General features: G+C 68.6%; 9 protein-coding genes. 5 read left to right on the top strand and 4 right to left on the bottom strand.

The features are described from left to right. Positions 1-159 precede the first annotated feature (159 nt). Positions 160-2,343 (bottom strand): UvrD-helicase domain-containing protein, encoded by a 2,184-nt coding sequence (locus OHA73_RS08395; RefSeq protein ID WP_327654713.1) that lies wholly within the window; start codon positions 2,341-2,343, stop codon positions 160-162. A 103-nt stretch (positions 2,344-2,446) separates the two neighbouring features. Between OHA73_RS08395 and OHA73_RS08390 the strand changes: the two genes are divergently transcribed. The 5 genes from OHA73_RS08390 to OHA73_RS08370 all read left to right on the top strand — a co-directional run bounded on the left by OHA73_RS08390 (position 2,447) and on the right by OHA73_RS08370 (position 14,473). Continuing rightward, positions 2,447-5,047, top strand: a complete 2,601-nt coding sequence (locus OHA73_RS08390) for a GmrSD restriction endonuclease domain-containing protein (protein ID WP_327654712.1) — start codon at positions 2,447-2,449, stop codon at positions 5,045-5,047. 178 nt (positions 5,048-5,225) lie between these two features. Continuing rightward, positions 5,226-5,687 carry a DUF4365 domain-containing protein gene (locus OHA73_RS08385; protein ID WP_327654711.1) on the top strand — a complete coding sequence of 154 codons (462 nt, stop codon included), beginning with the start codon at positions 5,226-5,228 and terminating at the stop codon, positions 5,685-5,687. Further along, complete coding sequence (locus OHA73_RS08380) at positions 5,684-6,865, top strand: hypothetical protein (RefSeq protein ID WP_327654710.1); 1,182 nt, start codon at positions 5,684-5,686, stop codon at positions 6,863-6,865. The genes OHA73_RS08385 and OHA73_RS08380 overlap by 4 nt, the downstream gene beginning before the upstream one ends. A 148-nt stretch (positions 6,866-7,013) precedes the next feature. Beyond that, complete coding sequence (gene drmD / locus OHA73_RS08375) at positions 7,014-10,259, top strand: DISARM system SNF2-like helicase DrmD (protein WP_327654709.1); 3,246 nt, start codon at positions 7,014-7,016, stop codon at positions 10,257-10,259. Next, the gene (locus tag OHA73_RS08370; protein WP_327654708.1) at positions 10,256-14,473 is read left to right on the top strand and encodes an Eco57I restriction-modification methylase domain-containing protein; all 4,218 of its coding nucleotides are present in this window, start codon (positions 10,256-10,258) and stop codon (positions 14,471-14,473) included. Before drmD ends, OHA73_RS08370 begins: the two co-directional genes overlap by 4 nt. Here the strand turns inward: OHA73_RS08370 and OHA73_RS08365 are convergent. Genes OHA73_RS08365 through OHA73_RS08355 form a run of 3 tightly spaced genes read right to left on the bottom strand, consistent with a single transcriptional unit; the run spans position 14,368 to position 15,601 of the window. After that, positions 14,368-14,751: a DUF397 domain-containing protein gene (locus OHA73_RS08365; protein WP_327654707.1), complete on the bottom strand. Its 384-nt coding sequence runs from the start codon at positions 14,749-14,751 to the stop codon at positions 14,368-14,370. The two genes, OHA73_RS08370 and OHA73_RS08365, sit on opposite strands and share 106 nt — an antisense overlap. Then, positions 14,748-15,074 carry a Scr1 family TA system antitoxin-like transcriptional regulator gene (locus OHA73_RS08360; RefSeq protein WP_327654706.1) on the bottom strand — a complete coding sequence of 109 codons (327 nt, stop codon included), beginning with the start codon at positions 15,072-15,074 and terminating at the stop codon, positions 14,748-14,750. The genes OHA73_RS08365 and OHA73_RS08360 overlap by 4 nt, the downstream gene beginning before the upstream one ends. Then, positions 15,071-15,601 carry a Scr1 family TA system antitoxin-like transcriptional regulator gene (locus OHA73_RS08355; protein ID WP_327654705.1) on the bottom strand — a complete coding sequence of 177 codons (531 nt, stop codon included), beginning with the start codon at positions 15,599-15,601 and terminating at the stop codon, positions 15,071-15,073. Before OHA73_RS08355 ends, OHA73_RS08360 begins: the two co-directional genes overlap by 4 nt. Positions 15,602-15,681: the final 80 nt, after the last annotated feature.

Here is a 15,681-nt window from a genome sequence, read left to right as displayed (position 1 = left end):
CGGGTCCGCAGGTGGCCCGACGTTCCGTCAGGAGGCGGTGCCAGGTGGTACTGCGGTTGCTCCTGCTTCCCAAGTAAGAGCAAGCGCAGAAGACTGCACGTGGAGGGGGACCGGGCCACGTCGGGCATCCGATGATGATGTCTGGTTTGTCCGGGGCGACTATTTCGCGCGCACCGCGGCAAGGAATGGGCTCGGCGCCCCGTGCCATGACACCCGCAGCGCCTCCCGAGCCCGGGTGCAGGCCACGAACAACAGGCTCAGTTCGCCGAGCAGGTCCTCGCGGTGCTGCTGGGCGTCGGTTGCCTCGGCCGTCACGGCGTTGCGCAGCGGAACCGTGCCGTCCTTGACCCCGGCTACCGCGACACAGCGGAACTCCAGCCCTTTCATGCGGTGCATCGTGCCGATCCGGATTCCGTCACCCGTCGCCGACCTGCCGCCGAGCACCACGGCTGGCATGCCCGATTGCTCGAGCGCCTGCCTGATCTCCTTGCCGAGCTGGGTGTAGCGCACCGCGATGCCGATCTCCTGCGGGGCGACACCACTGTGCGTCCAGTCGCGGACCTGGTCCACTAGTCCGGCGAGCTCCTCCAGTTTGTCCTCGGCTCCTGAAGTCCGGGGCGCTGCGCCGTGAAAGGCGGACCGGTAGCCGTTCAGTGACTCGGTTCCCTCGTCCATGTCATCGACCGATTCACCGCTGAGCAACGCCGTCGACCAGGCCAAGATCTCCTGCGTGGTGCGGTAGTTGATGCGTAGCCGGGTGGAACGGCCGGTCACCGGGATGCCGAGACTGCGTAGCGAGACTCTGTTGCCGTAGATCCGCTGGTACGTGTCACCGGCGATGAACAGGTCGTCCGGTCCGGGGGCTACCAGCGCCCGCAACAGCCTCCATTGGGCCGGGTGGAGATCCTGCGCCTCGTCGATCACCACATGGCGATACGGGCGTTCGCCTCCCTGCGCGTCGAGCAGCCGGGCGGCTTCCGAACAGACCTGAAGGAACGTCCACTCCTGCGCCAGCACCAGTTCCTTCGTGAAGGCCTCGACCGCGCGCCAGGTCTGGGCCCGCTTGAGCGGCCCGAGTGCGGCCCCACGGCCGGTGCGTGACGCCTTCAGATAGGACTCGGGCGTCCGCAGGTCCTGGGCCAGTACTACCTGCCGCCACTCCTGATCGAGGAAGACATCGGTGAAGTCGACACCGGTCCGGCGGGCGATCCGGGCCCAGCGCGCGATGATCTCTTTTTGGTCGGTGACCAGGTTGAGAGGGGCGTTGCGGTCTTCCCGCACGAGCTGGTGGGCCAATGCGTCCACGTTCGCCACTCTGATCCGCGCGCGCAACGCGGGGTCAGGGATGAGGAGTTCGAGGCTGCGCCGGAGATCGGTGGCGAGGTCCCGGGTGTACGTGGTCAGAAGGATGGACTCGTCCGGGGCATCGGCGGGCAGCCGCTGTGCCAGGTGCAGGGCACGGTGCAGGGCGACGACGGTCTTGCCCGTGCCGGGACCGCCCACGACGCGCGCAGGACCCTTGTACGAGGGACGGTAGGCGACCCGGTGCTGGCTGGGGTGCAGGAAGACGCGCCAGGCGTCGAACGGCCGCTCCAGGATGTCCATCAACTCGTCGGGGCCGGTGACCAGAGCGATCCGGCCCCGGGAACGGGCCATCGCGGCCGACAGGTCGTCCGGGTCGGTGGGCGACGGGGACAGGTCGCTGCCCGGTACGACGTTGGCCTCTTGGGACGCCGAAGGTGAGGCGTGCTCCAACTGGACCGCCACCACCTCGCGCCAGACGTCCTCCGGAGTCATCCCGGCGGCGAGTCCGGCCAGTACGTCGTACTGCTGCTCGGGGAGGATCTTCCGTAGCGCGTCGAGATGGGCCTCGTCGGCGAGGTGCCGGACCAGCGGCAGTAGGTCGGCGTCGACGCCGAGCCGAACGAGGTCCTTGTCGCCGACCTTCCCGAACAAGCGACGGTCGCCTTCCTCGGCGAGTTGCCGTACCCCCGCGGTCGCGCGCTCCAGGGCCACGTCGTTGCGCAGTTCGATGCCCTGGGTCGCCGAGTTGACCGTAGCCCGGTGCTTGAGAGCCCAGGCGATCGCGTCATCGTGCGGCATGACCTTGAGCAGGAGGAAGCTGTCGCCGGACTCGGGGGCGAGGACGACACCGCGCATGAATTTGTTGACGCGGATGGTCCGGATCCGAGGGTCGCGCGGATTCTCCAGCTTCTCCAGGTGCAGGCCCGCGTGCCGGTGCTCCTCGAACTTGTCGAAGACCTCCTGGACCCGCTTCTGTACGGGTTTCTCCAGCCGGGCGAACTCCATCAGGAAGTCCTTGTGGATGCCCAGCGTCGCCATGAGTGCCTCCGCACGTGCGGCCTGTCGGTTCTCCTGATCACCGTACCCGGATGGGGGAGAATGACGAGGCAGTCTTGCCACACCTTGTCGGAGGGGTACGCGCGTGCACGCTCAGGAGACCACGTTCAGCAAGCTCGTCCAGGGCGAGATGCAGTTCCAGGTGCCGCTGTACCAGCGTACTTACAGCTGGCAGCAGGAAGAACTGAGGCAGCTCTGGGAGGACGTCCTGGAGCTGGTCGAGGAGCGCCTTGCGGAGCGTCCGGTGGCCGGGCACTTCCTGGGTTCGGTGGTGCTCGCCCCGACCGGCGTCGCCGCTGGGACGATGCAGCGCTGGCTGGTCGTCGACGGGCAGCAACGGCTCACCACCCTGATGCTCGCCTTCACCGCCCTGCGCGACCACTACCGGGAGCTCGGCGCGGACAGGAAGGCCGCCCGTATCAACGACCTTCTGCTGGTCAACACCTACCGCGAGGGCGACGACCACTACCGGCTGCTGCCGACCCAGGCCGACCGGGACGCCTTCACCGCCTGCGTCGAGAGCACTCCGCGCGCGGGCGGCCCGGGCAATATCGGGGCCGCCTACCGCTTCTTCCTCGGTGCGCTGGCCGAGGGCGCCGAGAGCGGTGGAGAGCAGTGGACCGCGGCGGTGGAGACCGTACTGGGCGGGCAGCTGTCCATCGTCGCGATCACTGCGGCGGAGGGCGACAATGTCTACCGGATCTTCGAGTCGATCAACAACACCGGCGTCGGACTCAGTCAGAGCGACCTCCTGCGCAATTACATCTTCATGTGTCTGCCGACCCGTGGGGAGGCCGTCTACCGCAGCCGCTGGTTGCCCATGCAGGAGCTGCTCGGGCCGGACAATCTCGAACTCCTTGTCTGGCTGGACCTGGTGGTCAGCGGCAACAGCCGGGCCAAGCAGAGTGAGACCTACCGCGACCAGAAGAAGCGCTTGGAGGCCCTGCGAGGGGGCGAGGCCGCTCTGGAGCAGGAAGTGGCCGCGCTGGCGGAGCGCGCAGAGCGGCTGATGCGGATCCTGGAACCCGCACGCGAGCAGGACCCCGGCCTCCGGCTGGCGCTGGAGAGGCTCGACCGGTGGGGCGGCCTGACCCACTATCCGCTGGCCCTTCACCTCCTGGACCGCGTGGACTCCGGGCAGGCATCCGCCGCCGACGCGGCCCAGGCCCTCGCGTACGCGGAGAGTTATCTGGTGCGCCGCCTGTTCGCCGGCCTGTCCACGACGGGCAACAACCGGGTCTTCATGGAGCTCCCCAAGGAACTGGACAACAACCTTCCGTCGGCCGAAGCCGTACGGCGGCACCTGTCGCGCCATCCGGCCGGGCCCCGCCTCTGGCCCCGGGACGAGACCGTCCGCGAGGCGATCCGTACCCGCGCCTTCTACAAGGCGGGCCGCGGCGGTCAGCGTTTCCAAGTGCTTCGCAGGCTGGAGGAGAGCTACGAGGCCAGCGAGCCGGTCGACTACGCCAGGGCGCGGCTCACCGTGGAGCACGTCCTGCCGCAGAATCCCGCCCAGGAATGGTTCGACCTCCTCGCCGAGGAGACCGATGACGCGCAGAGCCCCGGCGAACTGCACGCCGGACTCGTTCACACTCTCGGCAACCTCACCCTGTCGGCCGACAACGCCCGCCTGTCCAACCACCCCTTCCGCCGCAAGCAGGAGATCCTCGACGCCAGTGCCCTGCGGATGAACCAGCAGATCGCCGCGCAGGCCCGCTGGGGACGGGCCGAGATCCTCACCCGCGCCGAAGAACTGACGGAACGCGCCCTGGAGTTGTGGCCCGGGCCGATCGAGGACCTGGCCCCCGCCGACGCCCAGTCGCCGGTCTGGACGGAGCTGCGCGCGGCCCTGCGGGCCATGCCCACTGGCACCTGGACGACGTACGGAGAGCTCGCTGCCCTCGTCGGTACGCACGCCATGCCTGTCGGCAACTACCTGGTGTCGAAAGCGGGGGTGTACGGGGCCCACCGGGTGCTGACCGCCGACGGTCGGGTCGCCGAAGGATTCCGCTGGGCCGACGGGCACGACCAGGGCGATCCGCGCGCTCTCCTGGAGGCTGAAGGCATCTCCTTCGACGATGCCGGCCGTGCCCGCCGATCCCAGCGGCTGACCGCCACGGAACTGGCGGCCCTCCTCGGAAGGGACCCCGAGGACTTCGCCGTTCCCACCCCCTCCCCGGATCATGCACAGCTGTCGGCCGATGCCCGCTTCGAGGCTCAACTGCGCGACAACCAGACGCCGTCGACCGCCGACGGCGTACGGGCCGCGCTGTCCGCCTGGGAGGAACTCGGCGGATACCGCGACTACGGCAAGGCGAGCGAGACCAGCTGCTATCCCGCGATCCAGGTGGACGACGATCCGCGCCCGCGCGTCCTGTGGCCGGTCACGCTCTACCCCGTGACCGGCGTGGTCGAGGTGGTCTTCCAGCACCTGAAGCGCCGTCCTCCCTTCGACGACGAACCGCTGCGCCGCGAACTGATGACCCGCCTCAACAAGATCGACGGCATCGATCTCGCCGAGGCGAAACTGGATCTGCGCCCCTCCTTCCCCCTGGAGGTCTTCGCGGACCATGGGGAGGAGATCCGCACCGTACTGGAGTGGTTCGTCCACGTCGTCGCGCTGGCTGAGGCGAGGCGCCCGCTGGACGACGGTGACGGGGGCGGGAGCGGGCACGCGATGTTCTGACGGGGGCGGGTGACCGCTGGCTGGAATCCGTCTTTTGAAACGATCAGGGCGTGGGTAGCCTGCGCGAACAGTGATCGGTACGTCACCCCGGGCATAGGCGCGTGGAGAGTGGCCTGCGACCGGAGCGCGGGGGCGCATGGAGCTCAATAACCACCAGGGCTGGTACGGGGAGACGTTCGTGTCCGCGATCGCCGCGGCCGCCGGATTTCAGGTGGCCGTCCCGTATCCGGACATCGGCAAGGACCTCATCCTCGGCCGGGACCACGAGGACCCGGAGCTGGATGTGCAGATCGCGTTGCAGGTCAAGTCGCGGCGGGTTGGTGAATTCGCTACCTGCGGCACCGGTTTCTCGATCGCTCTCCCGATCGACCAGTTCAAGCGGCTGCGCGGACGCCGGCAGGTCCCCTGCTATCTCGTGATGGTCATGGTGCCGGAGCATCCGCGCGAATACATCGAGGTCGCCCAGCAGGCGCTGACTCTGCATCACTCCGCGTACTGGCTGTCTCTCGAGAACCACCTGCTGCCGGTCCAGCAGGGCCAGAAAACCGTGACTGTCACTGTGCCGCGCGACAATCTCCTCACCATCGAAGTTCTGCACGAGTTCTTCGACCGGGCGTGCGAGGAGGTGCCTGCGTCATGACTGCTGGGGGAGTGCCGGAGCACGACCTTGCACGGCTGCGGCCTGACGATGTGGCGGGCTATCTGCGAAGCAGGGGTTGGAGCCCGGGCGGCCGGGTCCGCTACAGCCGCCGTTACGAGCTGGAGTGGTCCGGACAGCGTCGCCGGGTGCTGCTTCCACTCGACCGCGAGCTGGCCGACTACACCGACCGGATGGCGGATCTGATCCGGGCGCTTGCCGCCCTGGAAGGACGGCCAGAGACCGCCGTGCACCAGGACCTGGCGTTGACCGGGCTCGACGTGCAGTACATCCGGACGCAGCCCAAGACGCCCTCGGGCACTATTCCGGTCCAGGACGGTGTCCTGGCGATGACCAGCGCCAGGGACCTGCTGATGGCCGCTGCCTGCACCACGGTTGCTGACGAGCGCCGTCTCGTGCACCCGAGACGCAAGCCGCAGCGCGCCAAGGACTTCGTGGCCGGTGCGCGGTTCGGGCCGACCTCACCCGGCAGCTACATCCTCAGCGTGCAGGTTCCGCTGCCCGAGCCGGGCTCGGACGGCTCGCTCTTCGAGGACCGTCCCGAGCTCGATGTCGCGCCGGAACCGTTCGCCCGCAAGGTCTCCCGGACCCTGTTCGAAGCGGTCGCCGCTGCCCGCGACGCGGCCGAGGAAGCGGACCTGACGGACGACTCGGTCTCTTTCGCCGAGGGCGTCGGCCGGGGTGTCTCCGCCGACCTGTGCGAGGCGCTGGCCGGCCTGGGCGGACACGACGGCCGGGACGCGCAGGCGCATGGCCACGGCTTCTCCGTCGGTTTCGCCTGGTCGCCGCGGTGGCCGGTGCCTTTTGACAGTGCCCGCACGGACTTTCCCCGGCACCTGGCCCCGGTCCTGCTGGCCGGTGCCCAGGACCTGCGCCGCAACGAGCCGGAGCGCGGAGTGGTCATCGTCGGCAGGCCGACCAGGCTGAAGCGGGAGGCCGATTTCGGCCCCGGCGACGTCACCGTAGTGGGCCGGCTGATGAAGGAGAACGGGGACCTGGTGGGTCAGCAGCGCCAGATCCACGTACGCCTCGAGGAACACGAGTACAACCGGGCCACCGACGCCCATCGGGACGTTCGCGACCTCAGGATCGAGGGAGATCTCACCCTGCGTGGCACCTACCACGAGCTGAGCGGACTCACCTTCTTCGATGTGCTCTGAACAATGATCCGGCCGGGCCGCGCAGGCAATGCCCGGAGGTGTGTGCACCATATTCGGCACGTATCCGGTGCGTGTTTGAATTGCTCTGTTTCACGGGATTCGCCCGGGCCGGAACGGCACAGCGGTTACGAGGGAGTGCGACAGGCCGATGACGACGCCGACAACGCCGAACACCGAGCTGGCGGGAGTGGCCCAGCGGTCCGCGCGACGCCGCGGGGACGCCCAGGACCCCACGGCCGTACCGCGAATCAGCGACCTCGTGGAGGTGCGCGGCCAGCGCTGGGTGGTCGCTAACGTCAAACCGGGCGAGGCGCGGCACCCGGGCTCGGGGGCACCGGTCACCCTCGTCACGCTCAACAGCGTCGAGGACGGCCGCTACAACGACACCCTCTCCGTCATCTGGGAGGTCGAGCCGGGGCGTCGCAGGCTCCCTGCCGGATCGCTCCCCGATGTCACCCGTACCGGTTTCGATCCGCCTGAGCGCCTCGCCGCGTTCCTGGACGCGGTCCGCTGGTCCGCTGTGACCTCGGCGGACGTACGCACCCTCCAGGCCCCGTTCCGCTCCGGCGTCGCCGTCGAGCCGTACCAGCTGGAGCCGGTCTCCCGAGCCGTGGCCGCGCCTCGTGTGAACCTGCTGCTCGCGGACGACGTCGGCCTCGGCAAGACCATCGAGGCCGGTCTGGTCGCCCTGGAAATGATCCTCCGCAACCGCGCCCACAAGATCATGATCGTGTGCCCCGCCGGTCTCACCGTGAAGTGGCGGGACGAGATGGAGGAGAAGTTCGGTCTCGACTTCACCGTGATCGACTCCGAGCGCTGTGCCGAGGTCCGCCGCAGTCACGGCAGCGCCGCCAACCCGTTCAACATCTATCCGCGGGCCATCGTCAGCCTCCCCTGGCTGCGCGGCCCCAAGGCGCAGCGGCTGCTCGCCGAGGTGCTGCCCCAGGAGGAGGCCGAGCCCGCCGCGACCCCGGCCAAGCGCGCCTTCGACCTGCTCATCCTCGACGAGGCCCACCATGTGGCGCCCTCCGCGCCCAAGCAGCTCTACCCCGTCGACTCCCAGCAGACCAAGCTGATCCGCCGCCTCGCCCCGCACTTCGAGCACCGGCTCTTCCTCTCCGCCACCCCGCACAACGGCTACCAGGAGTCGTACACCGCCCTGTTGGAGATCATCGACAGCCAGCGGTTCGCCCGCGGCGTCGAACCGGACCCGGAGGCAGTCAAGGACACCGTCGTCCGCCGCCTGAAGACCGACATCCGCGAACCGGACGGCACCCGCCGCTTCCTGGAGCGCAGCACCCTCGCCCTTCCCGTCGACTACACCGAGGACGAGCGCCGCATCCACGGCCTGCTCAAGGAGTACGCGCACCTGCGCCGCGCCAAGCTCGCCACCCGCCACAAGGGCGGAAGGAAAGCGGCCGACCTGGTCACCCTGCTCCTCAAGAAGCGCCTGTTCTCCTCCCCGGACGCCTTCGCCCGCACCATCGCTGTCTACCTCGACACCCTGCGGACGAAGAAGCAGCAGGCCGCCGAGGAGATCGAGGACTGGCAGGAGACCTTCTTCGAGGACTACGCGGACTTCGACGACGAGCCCCTCACGGAGGCCGAGGACGACGCGATCGCCCGTGCCACCACCCTCCAGCCCGGCACGGACGGCGACGAGGCGGCCCTCCTGGAGCAGATGCAGGAATGGGCGCTGCGCCACCAGGCCCAGGCCGACTCCAAAGCCGGCGAACTGATCTCCTACGTCAAGGCCGTCTGCATCCCAGACGGCGAGCTCTGGACCAACGAACGCGTCGTGATCTTCACCGAGTACCGCGACACCCAGATCTGGCTCCAGAACCTCCTGCGCGACCAAGGTCTCGGCGGCGACCGCGTCGCCCTCCTGCACGGCGGCCTGAAGGCCGAGGAACGCGAGCACCTCCGTCTCGCGTTCCAGGCCGAACCTTCCGAGAACCCGGTCCGTATCCTGCTCGCCACCGACGCCGCCAGCGAGGGCATCGACCTCCAGCGGCACTGCCACCGCCTGGTCAACTACGACATTCCTTTCAACCCCAACAAGCTGGAACAGCGCATCGGCCGCATCGACCGTTACGGCCAGACCACCGCCCCCGAAGTCGTCCATTTCATCGGCAGCGGTTACGAGAAGACCGCCGACACCTACGACGCGGACCTGGAGTTCCTCGCCCGCGTCGCCAAGAAGGTCGCCCGCATGGAGGAGGACCTCGGCAAGGTCAACGCCGTCCTCGCCGAGGCCGTCCAGCGCCGCATGACCGGCGATCTCTCCGCCGACTTCGACGTGGAACGAGCCGAGCTGTACGCCGACCGCAAGGCCCGCCGCGGCGGCAACGTCGCCGCCGAACGCGACGTCCAGGCGCAGGCCATGAAGCTGAAAGAACAGGTCGACGCGACCGTCTCCACCCTCGGCATCACCCCGCCCAAGATCGCCCGCGTCGTCTCCACTGCCCTCCCGCTCGCCCGCCAGCAGGCCATCACCCCGACCGTCGACGAACGTGAATTCGCCCCGGGCTTCTACCGCGTGCCCACCCTCACCGGCTCTTGGGAGCGCGCCGCACACGGTCTCGCCGACAAGCTGCGCCCCGAGATCCAGCGGCCCGTCACCTTCGACGCGCAGAACGTGAAGGGCCGCGACGACGTCGTCCTCGCCCACCTCGGCCACCCCTTGGTCTCCATGTCCACGCGGCTCTTGCGCGCCGCCGTCTGGAACCAGGACCAGACCGGCCTGGCCCGCGTCACCGCCGTGGTCAGCGACCACCCCGAGCTGGAGACCGCCTTCGTCGGCGCCTTCGCCCGCTTCGTCCTGGTCGGCGCGGACGGCGTACGCCTGCACGAGGAGGTCCTCCAGGCAGGCGGCTGGATCCGGCGCGAAGCGAACGACAGCGCGGCCCGCTTCGCCCGCCTGGAGCGCACCACCACGGTCCGCGACCTCCTCGACAGCGCGCTCGCCGACTCCGCCCAGGCCTCCCCACTCGTCCAGGAACGTCTCGCCGAAGCCTGGCCGCAACTCGGCGAAGGCCTGGTCTCCTCTCTGGAATGGCGGGCCCGCAACCGCCTGACCGCCCTGGAGAGCCGCCTGGAAAACCGCCGCCGCGCCGAATCCGAACGGATCGCCGCCAACATCGACCGGTTCCGCGCATCGCTGCGCGCCGCCCTCGGTCAAGCTCCGCAAGGGGACGGCCAGTTGGAGCTGGCCTTCGACGAGGCCGAGCAGCAGCGCCGTGACCGCGAGAACTGGGAGCAGCGGCTGGAGGCCCTGGAGAGCGAGAAGCAGCGCGAGACCGCGGCGATCGCCGCCCGCTACGCCACCCCGCAGCCCCTGCTCTTCCCCGTCGCCGTCGTCTTCGTCGTTCCCCGCCGGGAGGCCGTGCAGTGAGCACCACCCAGTCCACGCCCCGTACGTTCCGGGGCCGTCCCCGCAGCGGGGCGCCGACTCCCGACGGCAGGCAGCAGCACCTCGACTGGCTCAGTCTGGTCGACGTCTCCGGCCCCTTCCTGACCCTGCCGGTCCTCCTGAAGACCTGGCCGCAGCTGGACTCCGTCGACAAGCCGGTACGCGTCCGACTGCGGTACGAGCACGGCGTGTGGCAGTCCGCCCCGGCCGCAGGACAGCAGTCCTGGATCCGCTTCGTCCTCGACGAACTCCTCGGCTGGGGTGACGCGTTGACGGAGGGCGCGGCCCTGACGGACGCCCTCGCCGTGGATGTGCCCGAGCACGACGACCGCGTCGCGCCGACGTTCGCACTGCTCGACCCGGACTCGGTGGCGCTGGAAGGCGCCGGTGAGGATGGCTCCGTCCTGGCCGCCGACTGCGCGATCCTCGGCCTCACCGTCCCGGCTGGTCAGCACCCCGCCCGCCGCGTCCCCGACTCGCCTTGGTCGGCCACGCCCATCGACCGCATGGCCCACCTCTGCCGCCACCACGGCACGGAACTCGGCCTGGTCACCGACGGCCGCTGGTGGGCCCTGGTCTGGGCGCCGCGCGGCGGCGTCACCACCTCCGCGGTCTTCGACACCGTGGCCTGGACCGAGCAGGCCGAACGCATCGTCGTCCGCGCTTTCCTCTCGCTCCTCTCCCGCCGCCGCTTCTTCGCCGTCGCCGACGACGAGATGCTCCTGCCGCTCCTGCGCGAGTCCCTGGACAACCAGGAGGACGTCACCGACGCCCTCGGCGTACAGGTGCGCCAAGCAGTGGAGCTCCTCGTCGAGGCCATCGGCCGGGCGGATGTCACGGAGCGCGCCAAGGGCGGCCGCGGCCTCGCCGACGTGCCCGCGCAGGACGTCTACCGGGGCGCGGTCGCCATCATGATGCGCGTCGTCTTCCTCCTCTTCGCCGAGGAACGCGGCCTGCTCCCCAGCGACAACGAGCTGTACCTACAGGCCTATTCGGCCGGCCGCCTCTGCGCGGACCTGGAACAGCGCGCCCGCGAGACCACCGAGGAGGACCTGGAGCAGACCCGCTCCGGCTGGCACCGCCTCATCGCCCTCTTCAACGCTGTGTACGGGGGAGTGGACCACCCGTCCCTCTCCTTGCACGCCTACGACGGCTCGATCTTCGATCCCGACACGTACCCATGGCTGGAGGGGCGGGGGAGTGGGGAGGGCGACCCGACGGACCCGCTTCCCATCGACGACCGCACGGTGCTCCACATGCTCCAGTCCGTGCAGCACGTCTGGATCGGCACGGGCAAGCGGCGGGAGCGCAGGCGTCTGACGTTCCGGACGCTGGACGTCGAGCAGATCGGTTACGTCTACGAGGGCCTGCTCTCCTATCAGGGCCGACGGGCCGAGGACACCGTCGTCGGCCTGATTGGCAAGCCGGGCCTGGAGGCCGAGGTCCTGCTCACGGACCTGGAGGCGAAGGCGGCCAGGAGTACGGACGTGGCCGGACTGGCCGGGGCGCTGGCGGAGGAGTTCAACAAGACCACCGGCATCGGCACGGCGGGCAAGCTCGCGAAGGCGCTCGCGCCGATGGACGAGTCGGTACGAGGGGAGGCCCGCCGCAAGCTGCTCGCCGCGACGGGCGGCGACCTCGATCTCGCGGAGCGGCTGCTGTCTTTTCACGGCATCATCCGGTCCGACCTGCGTGGCCTGCCGGTCGTCATCCGCGCGGGCGCCCTGTACGTCACCGAGTCCGCCCTGCGGAAGAACACGGGCACCCACTACACCCCGAAGTCCCTGGCGCAGGAAGTCGCGGACGGCGCGCTCGAACCACTGGTGTACGAGCAGGAGCACGGCCCGCTGACGACGTCGGAACGTAAGCAGTGGTGTCCGAAGCCGTCGTCAGAGCTGCTGAAACTGAAGGTCGCGGACATCGCGATGGGCTCGGCGGCGTTCCTTGTCGCCGCCTGCCGCTATCTCGCGGGCGCGCTGGTCGAGGCGTGGAGCCGGGAGGGGGACGTACGGGCGAAGACCTACCTGGAGTCGGCCGGCTCCCTGTCCGCCTCGGCGGTCGAGGCGGAGGCGGACCCGGTGATGGTCGAGGCACGACGGCAGATCATCGAACACTGCCTGTACGGCGTCGACATCAACCCCATGGCCGTCGAGATGGCCAAGCTGTCGCTGTGGCTGGTCTCGATGGACCCGCAGCGGCCGTTCACGTTCCTGGACGACCGCTTGGTGGCGGGGGACGCGCTGCTCGGAATCACGTCCGTGGAGCAGGTCGAGGCCATGCACCTGGACCCGGCGCGGGGGCGGCGGATCCACGGGGATGGCATCGACTTCACGGGCGGTGTGCGGAGAGTGGTGCGTGAAGTCGCCGAGGAGCGGCGGAAGTTGGCCGGGATTCCGGGTGTAGGGCTCGCGGAACTGGAGCGGAAGCGGACCATTCTGGGCTCGGTGCGCGAGAAGACGCGACAGGCGGGGGTGTTCGCGGACCTTGTGGTGGGGGCGGCGCTTGCGGGGGCCGGGCGGGGTGAGCGGGAGCAGGACCAGCTGTCGTTCGCGGGGGTTACGGCTGCGCATGCGGTGGTCGACGCGGGGGATGAGGCCGAGCTGGCGGCGGCCGAGCTGCGCAAGGCGGAGCGGCTGGCGGGGCAGTGGCTGGCGACGGGGCAGCCGGAGGGTGCGTTCGACCGGGAGCCGGTGCATTTGCCGTTGGTCTTCCCGGAGGTGTGGGAGGAGCGGGGCGGGTTCGACGCGGTGGTGGGGAATCCGCCGTTCCTGGGTGGCCAGAAGCTCACGGGGGCGATGGGGGGACCGTATCGAGAGTATTTGGTAGAACGGTTGGGGAGAGGGCATCGTGGAAGCGCTGATCTGGTTGCGTACTTCCTGCTGCGGGCCCATCAGCTACTGAATCAGCAAGGTCAGGCTGGCATTGTCGCGACAAATACCTTGGCGCAGGCGAATACTCGTGAAGTTGGCCTCGACCAGCTAGTTGCGGACGGGGTGACCGTTAGGCGGTCGGTGAAGAGTGCGCCCTGGCCCTCGCGAAGCGCTGTGCTGGAATATTGTGCTGTATGGACGAGTGAAGCCAATCTCGAAGCAGGTGCGGTACGCCTGGCTGATGGAGTACCGGCAAGTGGGATTACTTCGTCGCTTGATGCGGAATCGCGCGCGAGTGGGGTAGCGAATCGCTTGGCAGAGAACGAGGGGATTGCATTTATTGGTTCCTACGTTCACGGTGCGGGGTTTCATCTTGAGGCGGAGGAGGCCCAGGAGATGATCGCGCGAGATGTTCGGTATCAAGATGTGCTGTTCCCGTACATCAATGGGCAGGACCTGAACTCTCGTCCGGATAGTTCTGCTGGCCGGTGGGTGATCGATTTCCACGACTGGACCGAAGAGCGAGCGAAGGGGTATCCGGAAACATACGAGCAGGTGCTTAGGCTCGTGAAGCCGGAGCGGGCTCAGAATAAGGATCGGCAGCGGCGCGAGGTCTGGTGGCGGTTCACTCGGCCGGCAGTGGAGCTGTATCGCAAGATCGACGGCATGGATCGCGTGCTTGCGATCACGCTGAATAGTTCTACCCAGATGCCTCTATTTGTGAAGACTGGGCAAGTCATCTCGCAAATGCTCGTTGTCTTTGCGACGGATGATTCGGCAGATCTCGCATTGCACTCGAGTGCCATGCAGTACCTATGGACAGCGCAATGGAGTGCCTCCTTGAAGGGTGACATCAGGTTCACTCCTTCGACGGCGTTTGTTCCTTTCCCGCGGCCCAAGCGATCGGCTGTCATGCGTGAACTGGGCGATCGGTTGGATGGATATCGCCGCGGCGTGATGCCGGCCCGCGGCGGCCTCACCGCCACCTACAACCTCGTCCACGACGAGAAGTGCACCGACCCCGACATCATCGAACTCCGCACCATCCACCGCACCATCGACGAGGAAGTCGCCCGCGCCTACGGCTGGCACGACCTCCTCGACCAGCCCGGCGGCCTCGACCACGGCTTCCACGACACCCGCCAGGGCCCCCGCTACACCGTCGGCCCCGTCGTCCGGCAGGAGATCCTCGACCGCCTCCTCGAAGAGAACCAGCGGCGCTACAAGGTCGAGGTCGAAGCCGGGCTGCACGACAAGAAGGGGAAGGGTGGGGCGGCGAAGAAGAAGGCGGCTTCGCCTGAGGGAGAGCCTCCGAGTCTCTTCTGACACGGCAACGTGGGCGCGGCCCCGGTGAGAGGCCACGCCCACGTTGTACGTCCCGTGCTCGTCAGTCCCTCCTGGCCCCTGACATGCGTAACGAACGTCGCCCACTCGTTCGCCCCGAACGTCAGTCGCGCCCCTAACTTCCGCTTGGAGCCGTGGACATGGACCGTACCGGTGTCGTCCGCGACCTCCACGCATTCCGAGCCTTCGTTGCTGCTGTAGCTGCTCTTGAACCACGCAAGGCCATCGGTGACTTCGCCGGTAGAGGGCTTGATCCTCATGTCTCGCCCAGAACCCTCTCGATGAACGCCATCGACTTCCGTGGCGTCAGAGCGTGCGCCCGGATGCTGCCATATTGCGCTTCCAGGCGGCGCACCTCTTCTCGTTCCGAGATCACGCGACTGAACTGCTGCGCCTCGACGTGGCCGACCTTCGCCCCGTGGTGGGGGTCGATCAGCTTGAACCCGCCACCCAGCCCCGGATGTTCTTCGTGCTCCGGCGGCATCACCTGGATCTTGACGTTCCGCAACTGTCCGACCTCCAACAGTCGTTCGAGCTGCACTCGCATCGCCATCCTGCCACCGAGCGGGTGTCGCAGCGTCACCTCCTCCTGGACGAACGTGAGGATCGGAGCGGGCCGCCGCTCGAAGACATCCTGTCAGGACAGCCGGTCGCCACGTACTGCTCGATGATCTCCTCGTCCAGCGGGGGCTGCCGCATCCGGTGCAGCGCGCGGATGTAGTCCTCGGTCTGGAGCAGGCCATGGATCACGTGGTTCGCGTACGTGCCCATCTCGGCGGCGTCAGACTCCAGTCGCTTCAGGTCCCGGACCTTCTTCGGGTACCGGACCTCGACCAGTTCCTCCGCGAGCGCCGCCAGTATCCCGCCCGCACCCACCGCCTCGTCCGCCTTCTCCGGGAAGGCCGCCTTCGGGATGCGCCGCCCCCGCTCGACCGCCGACACCTGGTGCTCGGTGTATCTGATCGCCGCCCCCAGCTCCGCCTGCGACAGCGCCGCCCGCTCGCGCCAGCGCCGTACCTGTCGCCCCACCATCTCCAGGACCCCGGACATCCCCTCGTCCCAGTCCCGACTCGCCGACTCGGTCTCCGCCTCCGTACCCGACTCCGCCATGTCACCGCCACCTCCGGACGTACCCTGCCCCTGCCCCTGCCCCTGCCCCGCATCCGGGTCGCGGCCGACAGCCCGTACAA

It is taken from the genome of Streptomyces sp. NBC_00483 (assembly GCF_036013745.1).
Taxonomy (GTDB): Bacteria; Actinomycetota; Actinomycetes; order Streptomycetales; family Streptomycetaceae; genus Streptomyces.
Note: the sequence above shows the minus strand (reverse complement) of the source record. Positions and strands in the feature narration are given on the sequence as shown.

Excerpts from the sequence above, each read along its gene's own strand:
- OHA73_RS08365 (WP_327654707.1), bottom strand. The coding sequence starts at position 14,751 with ATGAGGATCAAGCCCTCTACCGGCGAAGTCACCGATGGCCTTGCGTGG.
- drmD (WP_327654709.1), top strand. The coding sequence starts at position 7,014 with ATGACGACGCCGACAACGCCGAACACCGAGCTGGCGGGAGTGGCCCAG.
- OHA73_RS08380 (WP_327654710.1), top strand. The coding sequence starts at position 5,684 with ATGACTGCTGGGGGAGTGCCGGAGCACGACCTTGCACGGCTGCGGCCT.
- OHA73_RS08355 (WP_327654705.1), bottom strand. The coding sequence starts at position 15,601 with ATGGCGGAGTCGGGTACGGAGGCGGAGACCGAGTCGGCGAGTCGGGAC.
- OHA73_RS08395 (WP_327654713.1), bottom strand. The coding sequence starts at position 2,343 with ATGGCGACGCTGGGCATCCACAAGGACTTCCTGATGGAGTTCGCCCGG.